Annotated in this window: 18 protein-coding genes; 14 read left to right on the top strand and 4 right to left on the bottom strand. The window is 70.6% G+C overall.

What is annotated here, in order from left to right; translation table 11 throughout:
• Window positions 1-11: 11 nt before the first annotated feature.
• From O7632_RS26035 to O7632_RS26025, 3 genes are all read right to left on the bottom strand, one after another.
• On the bottom strand, window positions 12-596 hold the full coding sequence (locus O7632_RS26035; protein WP_278118021.1) for a nicotinamidase: 585 nt from the start codon (window positions 594-596) through the stop codon (window positions 12-14).
• A 33-nt stretch (window positions 597-629) separates the two neighbouring features.
• Window positions 630-1916 carry a nicotinate phosphoribosyltransferase gene (locus O7632_RS26030; RefSeq protein WP_278118019.1) on the bottom strand — a complete coding sequence of 429 codons (1287 nt, stop codon included), beginning with the start codon at window positions 1914-1916 and terminating at the stop codon, window positions 630-632.
• An 80-nt stretch (window positions 1917-1996) separates the two neighbouring features.
• Complete coding sequence (locus tag O7632_RS26025; protein ID WP_278118017.1) at window positions 1997-4651, bottom strand: LuxR family transcriptional regulator; 2655 nt, start codon at window positions 4649-4651, stop codon at window positions 1997-1999.
• A gap of 178 nt (window positions 4652-4829) precedes the next feature.
• Between O7632_RS26025 and O7632_RS26020 the strand changes: the two genes are divergently transcribed.
• The 6 genes from O7632_RS26020 to O7632_RS25995 all read left to right on the top strand — a co-directional run bounded on the left by O7632_RS26020 (window position 4830) and on the right by O7632_RS25995 (window position 9456).
• On the top strand, window positions 4830-6641 hold the full coding sequence (locus tag O7632_RS26020; protein ID WP_278118016.1) for a hypothetical protein: 1812 nt from the start codon (window positions 4830-4832) through the stop codon (window positions 6639-6641).
• A gap of 60 nt (window positions 6642-6701) precedes the next feature.
• Window positions 6702-6992: an ATP-dependent Clp protease adapter ClpS gene (clpS, locus tag O7632_RS26015; protein ID WP_278118015.1), complete on the top strand. Its 291-nt coding sequence runs from the start codon at window positions 6702-6704 to the stop codon at window positions 6990-6992.
• Complete coding sequence (locus O7632_RS26010) at window positions 6989-7495, top strand: DUF2017 domain-containing protein (RefSeq protein WP_278118014.1); 507 nt, start codon at window positions 6989-6991, stop codon at window positions 7493-7495. The genes clpS and O7632_RS26010 overlap by 4 nt, the downstream gene beginning before the upstream one ends.
• Window positions 7496-7578: 83 nt before the next feature.
• Window positions 7579-8070, top strand: a complete 492-nt coding sequence (locus tag O7632_RS26005) for a M67 family metallopeptidase (RefSeq protein WP_278118013.1) — start codon at window positions 7579-7581, stop codon at window positions 8068-8070.
• A gap of 63 nt (window positions 8071-8133) precedes the next feature.
• A complete protein-coding gene (locus O7632_RS26000; protein ID WP_278118011.1) occupies window positions 8134-8481 on the top strand; it encodes a MoaD/ThiS family protein in 348 nt (115 codons plus the stop codon).
• Window positions 8482-8490: 9 nt separating this feature from the next.
• Window positions 8491-9456, top strand: a complete 966-nt coding sequence (locus tag O7632_RS25995) for a pyridoxal-phosphate dependent enzyme (protein ID WP_278118010.1) — start codon at window positions 8491-8493, stop codon at window positions 9454-9456.
• A 63-nt stretch (window positions 9457-9519) separates the two neighbouring features.
• Here the strand turns inward: O7632_RS25995 and O7632_RS25990 are convergent, their stop codons facing one another.
• Entirely contained in the window at window positions 9520-9843 is a 324-nt protein-coding gene (locus tag O7632_RS25990) for a hypothetical protein (RefSeq protein WP_278118008.1), read from the bottom strand.
• A gap of 271 nt (window positions 9844-10114) precedes the next feature.
• On the opposite strand from O7632_RS25990, the gene O7632_RS25985 reads away from it, so the two are divergent.
• The 8 genes from O7632_RS25985 to O7632_RS25950 all read left to right on the top strand — a co-directional run bounded on the left by O7632_RS25985 (window position 10115) and on the right by O7632_RS25950 (window position 20304).
• Window positions 10115-10861, top strand: a complete 747-nt coding sequence (locus O7632_RS25985; RefSeq protein ID WP_278118006.1) for an MBL fold metallo-hydrolase — start codon at window positions 10115-10117, stop codon at window positions 10859-10861.
• Window positions 10862-10959: 98 nt separating this feature from the next.
• The gene (locus O7632_RS25980; protein ID WP_278118004.1) at window positions 10960-12105 is read left to right on the top strand and encodes a glycosyltransferase family 1 protein; all 1146 of its coding nucleotides are present in this window, start codon (window positions 10960-10962) and stop codon (window positions 12103-12105) included.
• Window positions 12106-12203: 98 nt separating this feature from the next.
• Window positions 12204-12932: a ribonuclease PH gene (gene rph, locus O7632_RS25975; RefSeq protein ID WP_278118002.1), complete on the top strand. Its 729-nt coding sequence runs from the start codon at window positions 12204-12206 to the stop codon at window positions 12930-12932.
• Between the two features lie 8 nt (window positions 12933-12940).
• Window positions 12941-13558: an RdgB/HAM1 family non-canonical purine NTP pyrophosphatase gene (gene rdgB / locus O7632_RS25970; RefSeq protein WP_278118001.1), complete on the top strand. Its 618-nt coding sequence runs from the start codon at window positions 12941-12943 to the stop codon at window positions 13556-13558.
• A gap of 122 nt (window positions 13559-13680) precedes the next feature.
• Complete coding sequence (locus tag O7632_RS25965; protein ID WP_278117999.1) at window positions 13681-15426, top strand: glycosyl hydrolase; 1746 nt, start codon at window positions 13681-13683, stop codon at window positions 15424-15426.
• A 329-nt stretch (window positions 15427-15755) separates the two neighbouring features.
• Window positions 15756-17660: a hypothetical protein gene (locus O7632_RS25960; protein WP_278120404.1), complete on the top strand. Its 1905-nt coding sequence runs from the start codon at window positions 15756-15758 to the stop codon at window positions 17658-17660.
• A gap of 150 nt (window positions 17661-17810) precedes the next feature.
• Window positions 17811-18320 (top strand): acyltransferase, encoded by a 510-nt coding sequence (locus O7632_RS25955; RefSeq protein ID WP_278120403.1) that lies wholly within the window; start codon window positions 17811-17813, stop codon window positions 18318-18320.
• Window positions 18313-20304, top strand: coding sequence for a lipopolysaccharide biosynthesis protein (locus tag O7632_RS25950; RefSeq protein WP_278117997.1), 1992 nt, complete (start codon window positions 18313-18315; stop codon window positions 20302-20304). The genes O7632_RS25955 and O7632_RS25950 overlap by 8 nt, the downstream gene beginning before the upstream one ends.
• Window positions 20305-20347 lie beyond the last annotated feature (43 nt).

The raw sequence follows: 20347 nt of genomic DNA, 5'->3' as shown, positions 1-20347 counted from the left end.
GGGCGGGTGCCTCAGGCCGGGCGCAGGACCGGTCGTCCGGTGAGGGTCACCCCGGCCGTACGCAGCTTGTCGACCGCCACCTCGGTGGTGGCCGGCGCGACCCCGGCGGTCAGCTCCAGCAGTACGGTGGTGTCGAACCCGGCGCGCGCGGCGTCCAGGGCGGTGGCCCGTACACAGTGATCGGTGGCGATGCCGACCACGTCGACCTCGGTGACGCCCCGCTGCCGCAACCAGTCGGCCAGCGCCGTGCCGGTTTCGGTGTGTCCCTCGAACCCGGAGTAGGCGGCGGCGTGCCGGCCCTTGTGGAACACCGCTTCGATCGGACCGGTGTCCAGGTCGGGATGGAAATCGGCACCTCCGGTGCCGACCACGCAGTGCACCGGCCAGGAGTCGACGAAGTCCGGCGGATCGCCGAAGTGCGCTCCCGGATCGACGTGATAGTCCTTGGTCGCCACGACGTGCCGCCACCGACCCGGCGGGGCCTGCGCGACCGTACGGGAGATCGCGGCGGCCACCTCGGCGCCGCCTCCGACGGCAAGGGAGCCGCCCTCGCAGAAGTCGTTCTGTACGTCGACGATGATCAGCGCGCGGTGCATGGGCCAGACATCCCTTCGGCGAGCGAAAACCAGCTAATCGGACGGCACGACGGTCACCGCGATGGCCGGATCCCCGGCGGAGAGCTTCAGACCCTCCCACGGGATCGAGATCAGGCAGCGTCGCAGGTGCTCGCGGGACTGTGCCAGGGTCGGCGACTCCAGCGGTTCGCCGGCCGCGACGAACGAGTGCTGCAGGACCCGGTCGCCGTTGACCCGGTCCGGTACCCCCTGCGAGACGACGATCTCCTCGGTCGCGGTGCCGGTCGGTTTGTGTCGGCGTACCGCGACCTTGCGACCGCCGACGGTCGCCTTGTTCTCCGATCGCTTGACCACCGGCCGGCCGTCGACCTCGACCAACTTGTAGACAAGGTGGGCGGTGGGTGCGCCGGATCCGGTCACCACGGCGGTGCCGGCACCGTACATGTCCACCGGTTCGGCGGCCAGCGCGGCGATCGCGTACTCGTCCAGGTCACCGGAGACGATGATCTGCGTCTCGGTGGCACCAAGGGAGTCGAGCAGCTCGCGGGACTGCAGGGCCAGCACCGACAGGTCTCCGGAGTCGATCCGGATCGCCCGCAGCTCCGGACCGGCCACCTCGATGGCGTTGCGGATGCCCTGGCTGATGCTGTAGGTGTCGACCAGCAACGTGGTGTCCTTGCCGAGCGTCGCGACCTGGGACGCGAAAGCGGCCCGTTCGTCGTCGTGCAGCAGGGTGAACGCGTGCGCCGAGGTCCCCGCCGTGGGAATCCCGTACCGTGCCCCGGCGGCCAGGTTGGAGGTGGCCGCGAAACCGGCCAGGTACGCCGCGCGCGCCGCGGCGACGGCCGCCTCCTCGTGCGTGCGCCGGGAACCCATCTCGATCACCGGCCGACCCCGGGCCGCCGTCACCGCCCGCGCGGCGGCGGCGGCGATCGCGCAGTCGTGGTTGAGCACCGACAACACCAGGGTCTCCAGCAGGACGCACTCGGCGAACGTGCCGGAGATCGTCAGGATCGGCGAGTTGGGAAAGTACAGCTCGCCTTCGGCGTAGCCGTCGACGTCCCCGGTGAACCGGTAGTCGGCGAGCCAGTTCGCCGTGGTGGCGTCCACCACCGACCGGTCCCGCAGATGCGCGATCGTCGCCTCGTCGAACCGGAAGTCCCGGATCAGGTCGATCAGCCGGCCGGTGCCGGCCACGACTCCGTACCGGCGGCCGGTGGGCAGCCGCCGGGCGAACACCTCGAAGACGCAGCGGCGGTGGGCGCTGCCGTCGGCCAGCGCGGCGGCGAGCATGGTCAGCTCGTAGTGGTCGGTCAGCAGCGCGGGACTGGAGCTGGTCACCCGGCTACTCTACGACCGCCCGGCGATTCCGGCCGGCGCGGAGGTCACCGGACGGACGCCCGCCCGCGTCGTGCACTCCTTCAGGTTCCCGGTCGCGTTCGGTCGCTCGCCGTGTCGCCACTGCTCTCCACCGCCCGCAAGGCGGCGGCGAGTTCGCCGCGGCCGGTCACCCCGAGTTTGCTGTACGCCCGCTGCAGGTGGTTCTCCACAGTCCGGGTCGACAGGAACAACCGCTGGGCGATGTTCCGGCTGGCCACCCCGGCCGCCGCCAGCCGAGCCACCTGGAACTCCCGGTCGGTGAGCTGGGGCTGGCCGGCCAGCAGCGCCGGGGTGCGGACGTCGGCGCAGCGTGCCAGCAGCTCGCTGAGCAGCACGGTGGTCTGTCCGGCCAGCGGTGAGCGGGCCTGCCGCTGCTGGCGTACCGCCATCGCCGCCGCCTCGGCGGCGAACAGGTGCAGCTCGAGCTTCGCGAAGCCCACGGCGGCTCGCAGCAGCTCACCGGAGGGTCCTGCGGTAGCCCCGCGCGCCTGCCGCAGGACCAGTACGGGCAGCGGACCCTCGACAGTGGTGGCGAGCTCGACCAGCCGGTCGACGACCAGATCGGCCCGACCCAGCCGGACCAGGTCGTGCAGCACCACCACTTCGTGTCCGGCGAACCCGTCGGTACGCAGCCGGTCGGCCAGTTCCCGCAGCATCCGTACGCCGCCGTCGAGGTCCCCTTCGCTCACCGTCACCCAGCACCGGGCCTGTTCCCGCCAGGGATAGAGGATGGCCATGCCCGGTGCCTGGGCCCGGTCGGAGTCGCTCATCGCCGTCTTCGCGGCGGCCGCGTCGCCGCGCAGCGCGGCGGCGTGGGCCCGCTCGGCGTGGGCCAGGCCGGCGAAGATCCGCCCGGTGGCCAGCATCGCGCAGGCCTGCCGGCTGTGCCGTGCCGCGTCGTCGAGTCGTCCTCGCAGCCGGGCTGCCTGGGCGCGGACGACCGACAGATAGCCGGAGCCCAGCCGGAAGTCGCCGGCGTCGGCCAAATCGGCGAACTCCTCGGCCACGATCGCGTCGATCCCCGCCAGGTCGCCGGCGAGTACCAGCCGGGTGCCGCGAGCCAGCTCCAGGGCAAGCTGCAGGTACGGCAGTTCGGTCCGCCAGCGCGTCGCGTCGGCCTCCACCTCGTTGATCGCCTGGCTGCTTTCGGTCAGGTCGCCCTGTGCGGCCCGCAGATGGGCGATGGTGCACTGGGCGAGTCCGCGCGCGGCGGGGGTGGCCGCCGGCCGGTCGAGCACGCTGCGGGCCAGCCGCAGCGCTGCGTCGCACTCCAAGCGGTGCAGCCGCATGATGGCCTCGAACGAGTGCACCCTGGCCTGCCCGGCCGGGTCGCGGATCAGGGTGACCCCGTCGGCCAGGTCCTCCACGGTGGATTCGTGGGCCAGCCCCCAGTAGGCGACCAGCCCCAGCACCATCAGCCACCTGCCACGCCGGTCGTCGTCGTCGATCTGGTGGCGGACCGATTCGATGGTGGCCAGCGCCCGTTCCGGTTCGTCGCGGAACATCAGGATGGTGGCCATCAGTTCGGCGGCGGCGAAGCCGCCGCCGGTGCTGACCGCCCGGGTCGCCAGTCGGTCGGCGAGTGGGATGTCGTAGCCGGTGAACGCGGCGGCGGCGGCGCGCAGCAGCAGGCCCGGATCGTCGGCGGTGTCCGACTCCAGCCGCCAGACCGCCACCCGCAAAAGGTCGTCGCGGCGGCGGGCGCCGGTCTGCTCGACCAGGGTCGCCAGTTGTGCCTGCAGCCGGTGCGACCGGGTCACCGGGCAGGCCCGCCGGACCACCTCGCCGTAGAGCGGGTGGGTCAGGTGGACGTCGCGTCTCCGGTCGTCGTTGACCACCCGGATCAGGCCGCGTTCCTCGGCTTCTTCGACGGCTGCCTGGCTGGTGGCCGCCAGCAGCAGGCGCAGTCCGATCGGTTCGCCCAGGGCGACGAGTTCGATCACGGACCGGACTCCGGGGCCGAGTTGCCCGATCCGGTTGTCGATCAGGTCGGTCAGGCTGGGTGCCAGCGCCAACCGGCCGGTCCAGCGCCACACTCCGTACGCCTGGGTGAGTTCGTGTCCGGACTGAGCGGCGATCACCAGTTCCCGCAGCAGCAGCGGGTTTCCCGCCGAGAGCCGCCAGAGCCGCTCGGCCGAGGCGGGATCGAGCGGCCCGCCGAGCATCTCGGCCAGCAGCCCGGTGGTGTCGTCGACTCCGAGCGCGGACAGTTCCTCGTGCTCGACCAGGTCGTCGGTCCACAACGCGCGGATCGGCAGCGGCACCGGCTCGCCGCTGCGCAGCGTGCCCAGCACCGTGGCCTGTCCAGATCGGGCGATCAGGTTGGTCAGCGCGGCGGAGGAGGGATCGAGCAGGTGGGCGTCGTCGATGGCGAGGACGATCCGCCGTCCGCCGGCCCGTTGCCGAAGTGACTCGACCGCCCACCGCAACAGGGCGGACGCCGACATTCCGGGCGGTTGCTCCGCCGGCAGAACCTGGCTGAGCCCGGCGAACGGCAGTCCGGCGGCGCTGAGGCTACCAGCGGCGGACCAGGCGGCGTACGTATCGGTCGGGATCTTGTCGACGACCTCGCGCAGCAGGCGGCTCTTGCCGATCCCGGCGGAGCCACTGAGGATCAACCCGCGACCTCCGCTGGTGGCCGCGGCGGACAGGCGGTCGAGTTCCTCGGCCCGTCCGACAAATCTCCACAGGCCCATGGCAGGGCAGCATATAGAACGATTGCCCAGCGGGCGGATCCGGTCACGCAACGCATCTGAGTATCGAGTGGTCGATCAGTGAGTAGCACGGTTTCTCGTTGCGTGAGTGATCGAGTGCATAGCGTGTCAGATCGTTCGGGTGCCTACAGTGACCGACGGGGACGATAGGAGTTCGGCGATGGAACCTGTGACTCCACCACCACCACCACCATCACCACCGGTCGTCGGCGGCGCTGCGGTCCCTCGGCAACGCGGGCCGTTCACCGAGCTGACCGGGCGGTCCCGGGACTCGCCCGACGGTCCGTGGACGCCACCGCCGGGTCCGGCCGGCGGTCCGTCGCCGCTGCCGTCCGGGCCCGGTCAGCCGGGGCCACCGGCACCTCCGTCGCAAGGGACGCGGGCGCCGGCAGCGGCCACCCTGACGGTCCGGCCGGCTCTCGGGCGGATCGATCCGCCCGACGACGAACCGGTGGCCGTGGTGCTGGCCGGGGGCGGCACCGAGGCGCGCGCAGCCGTACTCGCCGCCCTGCTCGGCGGGACCGCCGTCGGCGTCGTCCGACCGGCGGAGAGCTACCTGGTGGTCGGCTACGGCACCACCGCGCGGATCGCCGTACGCGTGCCCGGCTGGCCGCACCGCCGGCCGGGTCTCGACCGCCCGTCGGTGATCGGCGACGAGCCGGCACCGCCGCGACCACCACGCCGCGTCGAGGTGACCCGGCCCGATCCCGTGCTGCGTCACCTCCGCTTCGTCGACACCCCGGACACCGATCCGAAGACGCCGGCCGGCGTCGCCGTGCTGGTCGACGCGGTACGCCGCGCGGGTGCTCTCCTGTTCGTGATCGGCGCCGGCCCGCCACCCCACCAGGCCGACTACGACCTGCTGCGCCGGGCACGCGCCGTCGGCGCCGAGATCTTCTGCGTGGTGACCCTGGGCGGCGCGCAGAGCGAGGGCGACGCCCCGTACCGGGCGGCCGTGGTCACCGAGGTACCGGGCCTGGCCGACGCACCCTGGTTCGTGGTCGACGCGGACGCCGCCGGCGTGGTGTATCTGCGGCGCGCCTTGATCGACTGGGCCGATCGTGAGGCGCTGCACCGCGCCGGGGCCGGGTTGGCCGAGCTCGACATGTCCGCCGCCCTGACGGCGGTCGGTCGGCCTGAGCTCGCCGCCGGCGACGGACCTGCGCCGGGCCTGGCCGACGGTGGTGAGTCCGGCCCGCAGAGCGCCGACGGTGGTGAGTCCGGTCCGCAGGACGCCGACGGTGGTGAGTCCGGCCCGGGTGAGTCGGGGCCGGGGCGGCCGGGCTGGGAGCGCCGCCTGGACCGGGTCGTCCACCGGGCCGGCCGGCGGGTTCGCTGGGATCTCGGGATCGCCCTGGCGGGCGTTCACGTCAGGGTCGTACCCGAGCTCATGCACGGTGGCGGGCCGGCGAGCGGCGCCGGATTCCTCGACCGCGAACTGCTCGCACTTTCGCTGCGGGCGGCGATCGCCGATGCGGAGGCGGTCGACTGGATCATCGACGAGATGGTGCTCGCCGTCTTCGGCGCCGATTGCCCGCAGGCGTTGCGTTTCGTGCTGCGTGAACAGTTGCGGCGACGGATCGGCACTGATCCCGGAGCCGGTTCGGTGCCGGTCGCGCTGCTGGTCGGCCGCGCGGCGGAGGTCGATGTCGTCGCGGGGTCGGACACGTCGTCGGCCGGACCGGTTGACGTGTACTTCGCCTACCCGTCCCCACCGTCGCGGTATCCGGTGGCGCCGATCGGCATCGCGCTGACCGCCGACTGTTGGCATCCGGTCGGTGGGCTGGCCGGGATGGCGCCCCACCAGGCCCACTCCTGGGTGCAGCGGGCGGTGCGGGGTCTCGAGCTCTCGCTGGAGGAGGCGATCGAATCGCGCTTCACGCTGATCCGTCGCCACCTCGCCGACCTGCTTGCCGACCTGCTTGCCGACCTGCTCGCGGAGACGATCGACGGCGGCGCACCACGACGCTGAACGATGGTTCCATGGCCTTCCGGTTGCTTCTCCCGGCAGCGGCGGTGGCACGATGGGGGAATGGCGGCTCCACAGGTTGCGCCGGCAAAGCGGCCGGACACCGACGAGGTGCCAGGTGACGAACGGTTGTGGGTGACGGTCGTGTGGGACGATCCGGTCAACCTGATGACCTACGTGACCTGGGTCTTTCAGAAGTTGTTCGGCTACAGCCACGAGAGGGCTGAACAGTTGATGCTCGACGTACACCACAAGGGCCGGGCGGTGGTGTCCAGCGGTGCCCGGGAGCGGATGGAGCTGGACGCGTCCCGGCTGCACGCGTACGGGCTCTGGGCGACTGTCGATCGAGCATGAGCATGTTCCGGCGTCGAGGTACGGGTGTGGTCGCCACCTTCACACCCGACGAGGTACGGGTGTTGCGGAAGGTCGCCACCGAGGTGGTCGGCCTGCTCACCGACGGGTTCGACCCCGACGATCCAGTGGTCGACCGGCTCTTTCCAGCTGTCTATCCGGAGGATCCGGCCAGCTCGGCGGATTTCCGCCGATACACCGAAGGCGATCTCAAGACCGCCAAGATCGACCAGGCCGGAGCGGTGCTCGCCGGGCTGCCCGGCCCGGCCGGTGGCGACGTCCGGCTGGACGACGAGGCGGCGGAGGCCTGGCTACGGGCGATCAACGACGCCCGCCTGGCGATCGGCGTCCGACTGGACATCAAACCCGACACCGACCTCGGCGCGGAGCTGGCGGCCGTGGAGACCGACGACCGCTCGTCCAGTCGGCACTTCCAGCTGTCGGTCTACGCCTACCTTGGCTACCTGCAGGAGTCCCTGCTGATGGCGATGATCGGTCGGCAGTGAGCCGTCGGGCCCGGCGGTCACCGTCGGCAGCGTGACCACCACCACGGGCGGCCCTGCCCGTCGGAGGCGGTAGGCTGGGGGGCGTGCTGAGTATCGACCGGTCGATCATCGACGCGATCGTCGCGCACGCCCGCCGGGACCACCCCGACGAGGCGTGCGGCGTCGTGGCGGGGCCGGCTGGCTCGGACAAGCCGGTCCGGCACGTCCCCATGCAAAACGCGGCCCGTTCGATGACGTTCTACGAGTTCGACTCGATGGAGCAGCTGCGGCTCTGGCGGGAGATGGACGACCGGGACGAGGAGCCGGTGGTGATCTACCACTCGCACACCGCGACCGAGGCGTACCCCTCTCGGACCGACGCCGCCATCGCCGGCTGGCCTGAGGCCCATTACCTGCTGGTCTCCACCCGTGACCCGGAGGTCACCGAGATCCGGTCGTTCCGCATCGTGGACGGCGTCGTGTCCGAGGAACCGGTGAACGTCGTTGACGCCGGTGTCGATCCGCACGCGGTGCAGTCGTACCTGTTCGGGCAGACCCCGACGACGGTCGACTACGAGTGTTCGTCCGGCCGCTGACCCAAGCGCCGCGTCCGGCACCGCAGTCTCGATCCGATCCACCGTCGTTATAGGAGCACGTCAATGGCTATCGAAGTTCGCGTACCCACCATTCTGCGCAGCTACACCGGCGGAGCTAAGGTCATCGAGGGCAGCGGGGACACCCTCGCCGCCCTGCTCGATGACCTCGACGCCCGGCACTCCGGACTGCGGGGCCGGTTGGTCACCGCCGAAGGCACCCTGCACCGGTTCGTCAACATCTACGTCAACGACGAGGACGTCCGGTTCCTCGGCGCGCTCGACGCCAAACTCTCCGACGGCGACACCGTGACCGTCCTGCCGGCAGTGGCCGGTGGGGCGCTCGGCTTCGCTGCGGCGGCGGCGCTCCTGGGCGGCCAGCCGGCGTCGCCGGCGCCGATCCCCGCCGGCTGAGGCGCGGCCATGGCGCGCTACGACAGTCTGCTCGACGCGTGCGGCGGCACCCCACTGGTTGGCCTGCCCCGACTCGCGCCGGTGGTGTCCGACGGGGCACCGCCGGTGCGGCTCTGGGCGAAGCTGGAGGACCGCAACCCGACCGGCAGCGTGAAGGACCGGGCTGCCATGTTCATGGTCCGGGCGGCCGAGGAAGCCGGCCGACTGCGTCCTGGGGACACCATCCTCGAACCGACCAGCGGCAACACCGGCATCTCGTTGGCCATGGTGGCCAAGCTGCGCGGCTACCGGCTGGTCTGCGTGATGCCGGAGAACGTTTCCGCCGAGCGGGTACAGCTGCTCCGGATGTACGGTGCCGAGATCATCTTCTCGCCGGCTGCCGGGGGGTCCAACCAGGCGGTGGCCACCGCCAAACAGATCTCCGCCGACCATCCGGACTGGGTGATGCTCTACCAGTACGGCAACGACGGCAACGCCCGCGCGCACTACGAGACGACCGGGCCGGAGTTGCTGCACGACCTGCCGACGATCACTCATTTCGTCGCGGGGCTGGGCACGACGGGCACGTTGATGGGCACCGGACGATACCTGCGGGAGAAGGTCGACGGCATTGAGATCGTCGCGGCCGAGCCTCGGTACGGCGAGCTGGTGTACGGCTTGCGCAACATCGACGAGGGATACGTCCCCGAACTGTACGACGCCAGGGTGCTGACCCGGCGGTTCTCCGTCGGCACCCGGGACGCGGTGCTGCGTACCCGTCAGCTGGTCGAGGTCGAAGGCCTCTTCGTCGGCTTCTCCACCGGCGCGGTGCTGCACGCCGCGTTGGCCGTGGCCCACGAGGCGGTCAAAGCCGGGCGGCGGGCGGACGTGGCTTTCCTGGTCGCCGACGGGGGATGGAAGTACCTCTCGACCGGAGCGTACGGCGGGACGCTGGCCGACGCCGAGGAAGCACTCGACGGCCAGCTCTGGGCGTGACCGACCGGCGGTCCCGGGTCACCGTGGCGTCGAGGGCGTTCCTCACGGCGTCGAGGGCGTTCCTCACGGCGTCGCCGCGGTGACCCCGGCCGCCGCCGCCAGCAGAGCGGTCGCGGTCAGCAACAACGCCACCGTCACTCGCCGCCGTCGGGTGATCAGGAACCCGACGGCGGCACTGGCGATGCCGACGAGGCCGCTGCCGACCAGCATCGGCTCGTACCAGCCGGGAGCCTGGCCGGATCTGATCGCCGAGAGCCCGACGAGCGCCACCGCGAGCCACGATGCCCCGAGCAGGGTGGCCCAGGCTGATCTGCCGAGCTGCCGAGTCGACGACTCCCGAGGGTGGCTGTGGTCCGACAGCGAGGAAGAACCGGCCTTCGTGCCCATTCGTCACCATCCTGCCATCGCCGTGACCAGTGTTCGACGAGCTGGTGTGCGTGCAAAGGATTGGTCTTGCTATGTGTAACGGTGGCCGGGTTGTCGAAGTCGCTCCACTTGTTCGCGCTTCTGTGTCACGTTCGCGACAAGTTGCAGCGGATCTTTCATAACCTCGCTGGCCGCAGCGTAGGCTGCCCAGCGTGGCAGAGCCGCTGATGGAGATCTTCGATGGCAGGATCGGCGCGCTGTCGGTTTCTTACCGTGACCATTGGAACACTTGATGCGTTTGACTGTTCTCGGCTGCGCCGGCAGTTTTCCGGGGCCCGAGTCCGCGTGCTCGGCGTACCTGGTCGAGGCTGATGGGTTTCGGCTGCTGCTCGACTTCGGGTCCGGTTCGCTCTCGGCGCTGCAACGCTACGCCGGTCTGCACGCGGTCGACGCCATCCTGCTGACCCACCTGCACTGCGATCACATGCTCGACGCCTGCACGTACGTGGTCGTCCGACGCTACGCCCCGGACGGCCCCCATCCGCCGTTGCCGGTCTACGCCCCGGCCGGCGCACCTGACCGGATCGCCACGGCCTACAGCACCGACGGCACGCCGGTGGACGACGTCTACACCTTCTACGGCCTGCAGCCCGGCAGTTTCCCGATCGGTCCGTTGCAGATCACCGTCGACCGGGTCAACCATCCGGTCGAGACCTACGGCGTCCGGGTCGAGCACGCCGAGCGGGTGTTGACCTATTCGTCGGACACGGCACCCTGCGAGTCGTTGCTGCGGTTGGCCCAGGGGGCGGACGTCTTCCTCTGCGAGGCGAGTTATCTCGACGGCGTCGACAACCCACCGGACCTGCACCTGACCGGACGGGAAGCGGGGGAGGCCGCCACCAAGGCCGGGGTCGGCCGACTGCTGCTGACCCACCTGGTGACCGCCTGGGGCAGTGAGGCGTCGACCTTCGAGGCCGCGGCGTCGACCTTCGACGGGCCGGTGGAGATCGTCCGCGCCGGATCCCGCTACGACATCTGAAGGGCAGATCGGCACCGGGCCGGAGGAGTCACGGACTGTTCGCCCGGTGGTCAGCGACGTGTCGCCTCCGAAACCCACATGGACGACACCGTGAGTCCATGCGCGTCGCGATCGTCACCGAGTCCTTCCCGCCGGATCTCAACGGCGTCGCCCACTCCGTCGTCCGGGTCGCCGAGCACCTTGTCGCGCGGGGACACGATCCGATGGTGATCGCCCCGGCGCCGGCTGCGGCCAGCCGTACGGAGCAGGGCGTCCTGCCGTACCCGGTGGTCCGGGTGCCGAGCCTGCCGGTCCCGCTGTACCGCAGCTTCCGGCTCGGCCTGCCCAGCCGCCGGTTGACCGAGGTGTTGACCGCACACGCCCCGGACGTCGTGCACCTGGCCAGCCCGTTTGTGCTCGGCGCGCGCGGGTTGACGGTGGCCCGCCGGCTCCGGCTGCCCACCCTCGCGGTGTATCAGACCGACGTGGCCGCCTACGCCCGCGCCTACCACCTCGGGTGGAGCGCGGCGACCGTCTGGCGATGGCTGCGCGAGATCCACAACGCGGCGGACCGGACCCTGGCCCCCTCCACGGCGGCGGCGGCGGACCTGACCGCCAACGGGATCGACCGGGTGCGCATCTGGGGGCGGGGGATCGACCCGGTCCGGTTCGACCCGGCCCGCCGGTGCGCCCGGCTGCGCCGGTCGCTGGCACCCGACGGCGAGGTGCTCGTCGGGTACGTCGGCCGGCTCGCCGCCGAGAAACGGGTCGATCTGCTGGCCGAGACCAGCCGGTTGCCCGGGGTTCGGGTGGTGGTGGTCGGTGACGGTCCGGCCCGCAAGGACCTGGAGCGCCTACTACCGGCGGTACGGTTCCTCGGCGCCAGACACGGCGACCACCTGGCCGAGTTCTACGCCAGTCTGGACATCTTCGTACACACCGGGCCGCACGAGACATTCGGCCAGACGGTGCAGGAGGCACAGGCCAGCGGCGTACCGGTGGTGGCGCCGGCGGTCGGCGGACCGGTCGACCTGGTGGCACCGGGCCGCACCGGGCTGCTGGTTCCGCCGGGCGACGGTGCCGTGCTGGCCGCGGCGGTCGCGGACCTGGTGGCCGACCCGCAGCGCCGCGACAGGTACGGTCGGGCGGCACGGGCCGCGGTGGCCGGGCGGACCTGGGCGGCGATCGGCGACGAGTTGATCGAGCACTACCAGGCGGTGCTGGACGCTCCCGGCGTCGCCGCCCGCATCCCGGTGGCGGCCTGACGAGCGACGGTCCGACCGGCGGGGGACGCGACGCCGGGACGAGGACCGGGGCGCAACCCGACATCGGTCGCCGTCGGCCGGGCACATAGGCTCTGCGCATGGCACGACCTGATGGACGTACGAGCAGCCAGCTACGCCCGGTGACGCTGACCCGCGACTGGAGCATCCACCCGGAGGGGTCGGTGCTGGTCGAGTTCGGGGAGACCAAGGTCATCTGCACCGCCAGTGTCACCGAAGGGGTGCCGCGCTGGCGCAAGGGCTCCGGGCTCGGCTGGGTCACCGCCGAATACGCGATGCTGCCCCGGGCCACCACCACCAGGTCGGACCGGGAGAGCGTGAAGGGCCGCCTCGGTGGCCGTACCCATGAGATCTCCCGCCTCATCGGACGCAGCCTGCGGGCCTCCGTCGACCTCAAGGCCCTCGGCGAGAATTCGATCGTGCTCGACTGCGACGTGCTGCAGGCCGACGGCGGCACCCGGACCGCCGCGATCACCGGCGCCTACGTCGCTCTTTACGACGCGGTCCGGTGGTTGGCGCGGCGCAAGTCGCTCACCGGCAAGCCCGACGAGGTGATGCACCGTTCGGTGGCCGCGGTCAGCGTCGGGGTGATCGGTGGCGAACCGCGCCTGGACCTGTGCTATCTGGAGGACGTGGCGGCGGACGTGGACATGAACGTGGTCTGTACCGGCGACGGCGACTTCGTCGAGGTGCAGGGCACCGGTGAGGCGGCGGTCTTCGCCCGGGACCAGCTCGACGCGCTGCTCGACCTGGCGGTCGCCGGCTGCGCCGAGCTGGCCCGGGCCCAGCGGACGGCGTTGGACCAGTGAGCGGGTCCGTGGGCGAGCGTCCCCGGCTCCTGCTGGCCACCCGCAACGCCAAGAAGCTCGCCGAGCTGCAGCGCATCCTGGACTCGTCGTTGGGTGTGGCGCGGATCGAGCTGGTCGGGCTGGCGGATCTGGAGCCCTACCACGAGGTGCCCGAAACCGGCCTCACATTCGGGGAGAACGCCCTGCTGAAGGCGCGGGAGGGATGTCGCTACACGGGTCTGCCGACAGTCGCCGACGATTCCGGTCTGGCGGTGGACGCGCTCGGCGGGATGCCTGGGGTGTTCAGCGCCCGGTGGTCCGGTCGGCACGGCGACGACCAGGCCAATCTGGATCTGCTGCTGGCTCAGCTCGGCGACGTGCCGGACGAGCACCGGTCCGCCTCGTTCGTTTGTGCCGCCGCGCTGGTGCTGCCCGGGGGCAAGGAGCATCTGGTCGAGGGTCGCCAGTCCGGCCGGCTGTTGCGGGCCGGCCGGGGCAGCGGCGGGTTCGGATACGATCCGATCTTCGTCGGTGACGGTCAGCAGTCGACCAATGCCGAGCTCAGTCCGGCCGAGAAGGACGCGATCAGCCACCGGGGGAAGGCGTTTCGCCTGATGGCGAAGGTGATTTCCAAGATCGTCATATGACGTCGGTAAATTTAACAGTTGCTTAGATATCCGATTACCCGACGTGCGTCCGTGCTTACCCCCGATACGCTCGCGCCGCAAGCTCGTGCCACAGGGGGGTCGTTTCATTGAGTAGACACAGATTGAGCACCACCGTCGGGCGGGTCGGATCCGGGCGTCGTCGGCTGATCGTCGGGGGAGTCAGCGCGGCCTTGCTGGCCGGTATGGTGATCACCGCTTTGCCGCTGCTGGCCGACGACGAGATCGCCATCGCGGCGGTGGCCGACACTACCGCGACCGACGTCGTCCAGGACGGTGACAACGGGGTGAAGACCACCCTAGCCACCTGTCCCCGGTTGTGCGAACGCAATCCGCGCGGGGCGCGGGACGCGATCGTCGCGTTCGACGTCGCCGCTGTGCCACCCGGCGCCCGCAACCTGCGGGTCCGGCTCCGGCTGTACTCCTGGCAGCGGTTCGACGCCCGGGTCGCCGTCCATCCGAGCGTGGTCGACGCCGGTGATCCGCGTCCGTCGTTGAGCACCGTACCGACCTCGGCGGACGATTCGTCGACCGAGCTGGCGGCCGTGTCCCAGGTCCGCAAGGGATACAACGAGTGGGACGTGTCGGCTCAGGTCACCGGCAACGGACGTGTCACCTTCGCGCTCCGTCAGGAAGACCGGTCGGATCGGATCTACTGGCCGTCGATGGAATACCGGGATCCGTCGATCCGGCCACGACTCTTGATCGAGTTCGATCCGCCCACCGGCCGGCCCGCGGATCCGTCCGCTGGCGTACCGGTGACCACCGTACCGGCGCCGCCGGGCAGTCCGTCCGCGCCGGCGTCGACCGCCCCGCCGCCGAGTCCGACCGTCGCGCCCACGCCGAGCAGGGCAAGTCCGCCTCCGGCGGCGAGCCCGTCGGTCGGTCCACCCGCACCCGGGATCGGCTGCGGCGAGGTCTCGGCGCTGCTGGTCCCCTCCTGCGGGGCATGGTGGGGGATGTACTCGCCGACCAGCGCCGCCAAGGGCTGGGACCACGGCGGGGCGGTGGCCGAGGTGGAGGCACAGGTCGGCCGGCGGTTCGACCTCGTGCACCGCTACCACGACTTCTCCAACTCCGGTAGCAACGGCGCCTTCCCGGACCAGTTCGAGCAGGAGCAGATGCGGGGGGGCCGGTTGATGTTCTTCGCCTGGGAGTCCCGGATCTTCTCCTCCGGCACCACGTTGACCTGGCACGACGTCTACAGCGGACGGTATGACTCGGTGATCGACGACGTGGCCGGTCGGATCAAGGCGACCGGGGTTCCGGTGTTCATGGGCTTCGACCACGAGCCGGAGGACGAGCCCGCCAAGGGCAGCGACGCCGACTTCGTCCGGGCCTGGCGGCACGTGCACCAGCGGTTCGACAAGGCGGGCGCGGACAACGCCGTCTGGGTGTGGGTGATGATGGGCTGGTCGGGCCACTACGACCGGTACGCCGGCCTCTACCCGGGTGATTCCTATGTCGACTGGGTCGGCTACGACCCGTACAACTTCTACGCCTGCAACGGCGGCAAGACCTGGAAGGATCCGCACACCACGGTGGGTGGCTTCTACCGCTGGCTCGACCAGCACGGGATCGGCGCGGGCAAGCCGCGGATGCTCGCGGAGTTCGGCACCAACTTCGACCCCGACGACCCGGGGGCGAAGCGCCGATGGTTCGAGCAGTTCCCGGCGGCGGTCAAGGCCCACCCGAAGATCAAAGCGGTGGTCTACTTCAACTCGGCCGGGTCGACGACCACGTCGGCGTCGTGTGACATGACGATGAACCACACGCCGTCTGCTCTCGCCGGGTTCACGGCTGCGGGCAAGGATCCATACTTCAAACAGCCTTTACCTGTCAATCGGTGAGCCGACAGCAAGACGATCTGACCGGGAGACGACTCGACGGTGAGGTGATCTGACCTTGAATCGGCCACATTGGTGCGGGTAGGTCGTGGCCGAGCGAGGTGGGTACACCAGTTCGTCGACGACCAGGCGACAGCCGCCTGACAACCACGGGACGACCAGGCGTCCGATCGGTGGATGTCAAAGCAGGCTGGGATTGGCGCACGCTAGCTGAGAAAATTTCCCATCTGGAGGGAAGCGTGAATCAATCCCAGCCTCGCTGGCTGCTGCCCGGCCGCCGGCATTCGCGGGCGCCATTCCTGGTCGCCGGTGCTTCTCTGCTCGCGCTGACCATCGTCGCGACTCCGGCCTGGGCCGCTGTCGTCCCCGTGCCTGGTCCGGCCACCGTCGTGTCGGCCAACCCGGCCGATCACACTCCGAACGCCCGTAACGGCGAGACCCGTGCGTTCGCCGAGATCGGCAATGTCATCTACGTAGGTGGCACCTTCACCGACGTACGTCCGGCCGGGGCGACGACCTGGCAGGCCCGCCCCTACCTGTTCGCCTACGAGCGGACCACCGGGGCGATCGTCGCCGGATTCGCGCCACAACTGGACGGCGCGGTCAACGCGCTGGCCGTCAGCCCGAACGGCGACCTGATCGTCGGCGGAGTCTTCGGTACCGTCAACGGCGAGGCCCGACGCAACCTGGTCGCGCTGAACCCGGCGACCGGAGCGACAGTCACCTCCTGGGCCGGCCGATCCGACGGTGGCGTCGTTCGCGACATGGACGTCAGCGGCGGCTTCCTCTACATCGGCGGCGCCTTCAACTGGGTCAACGGCACGGCCCACGCGGGCCTGGCCCGGCTGCACGCGGCCACCGGCGAGATCGATCCCACGTTCACCATCGACATCGGGGTGGGCCGGCACGACGTCTCGCCGTACGTGTGGACGCTGGATGTGGCGCCCGACGGTGCCACGCTGGTCGTCGGTGGCAACTTCCGGCAGGTCGCGGGGGAGAACCGGGAGCAGATCGCCATGATCGACCTGACCGGTACGCCGACCCTCGTCGACTGGAACAGCAACCACCGGTTCGAGCCGGGCTGCTCCTGGCGGACCTTCACCCACTACGTGCAGGACCTCAACTTCGGCGACGACAGCAGCTACTTCGTCGTCGGCACCAATGGTGGATCCGGCTGGCCCGCCGCGTACTGCGATGCGCTGGTGCGGTACGAGACCGCCGGTCGGGGTGCCAACCTGGACGGGACCTGGGTGAACTTCACCGGCAACGACACGATCACCGCGGTCGCGGTCCGCAACGGCATCGCCTACCTCGGCGGGCACTTCCGCTGGCTGAACAACCCCAACCGCAGCGACGCGGCCGGCAACGGGGCGATCGACCGGCTGGGGATCGGGGCGGTCACCGTGGCCACCGGGATGCCGGTCAACTGGAACCCTCGGCGCAGCGGCGGCTCGGCCCTGCCGTCCGGGGCGGTCAGCTGGGGCCCGGACCTGCCGGTGCTCTGGTTCGGCTCGGACGGGCTTTACTTCGGCCATGACTCCGACGGCATGGGCAACGAATACCATGGCCGGCTGGGCATGTTCCCCACCGCCGGTGGGCGGACCATCGTGCCGCGCAACCCGCCGACCGCCGCCACCGGCTACCTCTATCTGGCGTCGGCCGCCGGTGATCTGACCAAGGTGCCGTTCGACGGGGCGACCCTCGGCACCCCGACGGTCAGCAGCCAGGCCAACCTGGTCGACGCCGGTGCGGTGTGGCGGGTGCACGACCGGATCTACTGGGCCCGACCGGTTCCCGGCCTCCTCACCGGCGGCCGGGTGAACATCTCGATGTTCAACGGCAACACCGTGGGGGCACCCTGGGAGGCATCCGGGTTCAACGCCTGGTTCAACGCGTTGGAGATGAATGCCGCTTTTTACCTTGATGGCCGTCTTTATTACACCCGGGCCAGTGGTCGCAACACCTCGCTCTTCTACCGGTACTTCGAACTGGACGGCAACTACCTCGGCGCGACCGAGTTCGCGGTGCCGACAATCGGGGTGTACTGGCCGTCCATCCGAGGGATGGCGTGGGTGAACGGCAATATCGTGTACGGCTCGACCGACGGGAGACTGCGTTCCGTTCCCTTCGATCCCACCGCGGACGTTGCGGTGGACGGGGCGACCGTGAGTATCCTGGCCGAACCGGATCCAGCGCTTGACTGGACCAATCGATCCATGTTCTTCGCGGCTGAGTAACAGATCGGCAATATTCTCGCGGTAGCTGTTGGCGGGCCGACGGCGGTGATCGTGCCGTCGGCCCGCCAACAATTCGTACGGGCACAGGTCCGTCGGGATGGAGGCGTTGCTGTGGAGCTGGGCGCACCCCGCCACGGCCGGTTGTTGCGGATGGCCTTCGCCGTCAAGCGTCGCTACTACCGGATGCGATATCCGCGGCTGCGCCTCGGGCGTGACGTCGAGATCCGGGGCCGGATTCGACTCCGGCGCGGCGTCCGGGTGACGATCGGCGATCGCACCCGGCTCAACAAGCTGGTTCGCTTCGCCGGGACGGGAGAGGTCCGGGTCGGTGCCGACTGTCTGCTCAACGCCACCTGGATCGGCAGCTGGACCACGGTCGAGGTCGGTGACCGCTGCCTGTTGTCCGACTGCGAGCTGATGGACAACGACTTCCACAACCTGCCTCCGGATCTGCGGCACGCACCGGCGACCGCGACGGCCAGAGCGCCGATCGTCGTCGGCGACAACGTCTGGATCGGGGCGCACGCACTCGTCATGAAAGGTGTCCGGATCGGCCGGGACAGTGTGGTCGGTGCCGGCACCGTGGTCCGCTCCGACGTGCCGGACCGCGTCGTGGTGATCGGCAACCCGCAGCAGATTGTGAAAAAGTTCGATGAGTGACCAGCCACCGAGGACCCTGACCATCACCGACCTGCTCCGCGTGCCGCTCCGTCGCTGGCTGGCGGTCGTCGCCGGCGCGGTGACCGGTCTGCTGCTGGCGATCGGATATCTGACCGTCGCCCCGCCCAGCGCCTCGGCGACCGCGGTCGTCGCCGTCCGTCCGGTGGTCACCGACGCCTTCACCTATCCGGGTGCCGGGGCGGACCGGTCCATCAACATGAACGTCGAAAGCGGCATCGCCACCAGCACCGAGGTGCTGTCGCGCATCGCCGCCGACCGGGACACCGATCTGGTCACCGTCCGCCGGGCGCTGGAGATCGAGGTCCCGGCAGGAGGACAGATCCTGCGCTTCACCTACTCCGACGACACGGTGGACGACGCCGTGGCGATGGTCAACCTCGCCGCCGAGACCTATCTGGACGTCCGCGAGCAGATGTACGAGCGGCAGCGGACCGACATGCTGGCGTCCTACGACGCCAGCATCGACGCGGTGGCCGAGCAGCAGACCGCCGCCCAACGCCGGGTCGCGCAGGCCGACGGGTCGGCCGCTGACGCCGCCCTGGCCGAGTTCACCTCGCTGAGCAACCAGTTGACCCAGCTCAGCGCGGCACGGACCGAGATCGCCGCGATCGACGTCACCCCCGGGTGGGTGACCCAGACCGCCCAGCAGCAGCTGTCGACCGACGGCCAGCCGGGAGCGCTCTATCTCGCGGCGGGACTGCTGCTCGGCGTCGTGCTCGGCATCCTGCTGAGCTACCTGCGGGAATCGACCGATCGGCGGGTCCGATCCGTCGCCGACGCCCGGGACGTCACCGGGCTGCCGCTGCTCGGCACGGTCCGCCGCCGTGGGCTGCGGGTCGACGCCCGCACCGTGGACGCCGACATCCGGTACGTGGCGATGGCGATCGCGGAGCAGCTCCGACGCGCCGTCCGCAGCCCGGTCGTGGTCGTCGCCGCCCGCAATCGGGAGGACACCACGCCGATGACCGCCAGCCTGGCGGTGGCACTCGCCGCCGACGGGCACGACGTCTACATCGGAGACGACAGCTACCGACTCGCCGCACTGCGTACCGCGTTGCTCGCCGACCGGCGGCGCGTGCCCTCGGGGCCATTCGTGCCGGCGGGGTCCGCGCCGACGCTCGGTGCCGGTGGCACCACGAACGGCACCAGTACGGGCTCCGGCACCAGCTGGGCGGCGCTGCCCGGCAGTGATCCGGACGGCGATCCGGAGAGCACGTACGTGCTCACGCCGCCGGATCGGGTCCGGCGTGATCCAGATCAGACGGTCATCCTGCCCCGGATCACCGAGTCGGGCGATCCGTCGGCCACCGAATCGTCGGCTACCGATCCGGCTGTCGCCGGTCCGTCGGCCACCAGCACGCCGGCCGGCGAACCGTCGGCAGCTGATCCGCTGGTGGTCGATCCGACGCCGGCCGACCAGACACCCGTGCGCCGGCCGTCGCCCCGACCGGTCCCGACCCCGCGTACGGCGACCGTCGGTTCCCCGCCGAACGTGCCGGCGGCCGGCGGTGCGGCGTCGACCACCGCTGGCGTGATGTCCACCATCGGTCGGCTGGCCTCGGATCCGGATGCCGGTGGCGAGCCGGTCCCGGACACCGCCGGCGGACCGTCTCCGGACTCCGGAGACCGTACGACCTCCGGAGACCGTACGACCTCCGGTGACCGGCCTGCCGTCGGCACGGTCGCCGTGCCGACCCTGCCCGCCGACGCGCTCACCGTCGGCGCGGGTACGGTCCGGATCGGACCCTACCCACAGACTGCCTCGGACGGCATCGTGCTGGTCAACGCACCCCCGGCCGAGTCGGACGAACGTGGTGTCCGGCAGGCACGGGCCGGCACCGCGATCGTGCTGGTCGAACGTGACCGTACCCGGCTGGCCGACCTGCGCCGACTGGCTGCCCGACTGAACGCAGCCGGTGTCGAGCCGCTCGGATTCGTGCTCACCGGCAGCGGCCGTGGCTGAACCCGTCCGGCATCCGCCGAGACTGCCGATCTGGCCGCTGTGG

The organism is Solwaraspora sp. WMMD406 (assembly GCF_029626025.1).
Classification (GTDB): Bacteria; Actinomycetota; Actinomycetes; order Mycobacteriales; family Micromonosporaceae; genus Micromonospora_E.
The sequence above is the reverse complement of the archived record's forward strand: the minus strand, read 5'-3'. Positions and strand labels throughout refer to the sequence as shown.

Coding starts and splice junctions, on each gene's coding strand:
- O7632_RS26035 (WP_278118021.1), bottom strand. CDS start 596: ATGCACCGCGCGCTGATCATCGTCGACGTACAGAACGACTTCTGCGAG.
- O7632_RS26025 (WP_278118017.1), bottom strand. CDS start 4,651: ATGGGCCTGTGGAGATTTGTCGGACGGGCCGAGGAACTCGACCGCCTG.
- O7632_RS26020 (WP_278118016.1), top strand. CDS start 4,830: ATGGAACCTGTGACTCCACCACCACCACCACCATCACCACCGGTCGTC.
- clpS (WP_278118015.1), top strand. CDS start 6,702: ATGGCGGCTCCACAGGTTGCGCCGGCAAAGCGGCCGGACACCGACGAG.
- O7632_RS26010 (WP_278118014.1), top strand. CDS start 6,989: ATGAGCATGTTCCGGCGTCGAGGTACGGGTGTGGTCGCCACCTTCACA.
- O7632_RS26000 (WP_278118011.1), top strand. CDS start 8,134: ATGGCTATCGAAGTTCGCGTACCCACCATTCTGCGCAGCTACACCGGC.
- O7632_RS25995 (WP_278118010.1), top strand. CDS start 8,491: ATGGCGCGCTACGACAGTCTGCTCGACGCGTGCGGCGGCACCCCACTG.
- O7632_RS25990 (WP_278118008.1), bottom strand. CDS start 9,843: ATGGGCACGAAGGCCGGTTCTTCCTCGCTGTCGGACCACAGCCACCCT.
- O7632_RS25985 (WP_278118006.1), top strand. CDS start 10,115: ATGCGTTTGACTGTTCTCGGCTGCGCCGGCAGTTTTCCGGGGCCCGAG.
- O7632_RS25980 (WP_278118004.1), top strand. CDS start 10,960: ATGCGCGTCGCGATCGTCACCGAGTCCTTCCCGCCGGATCTCAACGGC.
- rph (WP_278118002.1), top strand. CDS start 12,204: ATGGCACGACCTGATGGACGTACGAGCAGCCAGCTACGCCCGGTGACG.
- O7632_RS25955 (WP_278120403.1), top strand. CDS start 17,811: ATGGCCTTCGCCGTCAAGCGTCGCTACTACCGGATGCGATATCCGCGG.
- O7632_RS25950 (WP_278117997.1), top strand. CDS start 18,313: ATGAGTGACCAGCCACCGAGGACCCTGACCATCACCGACCTGCTCCGC.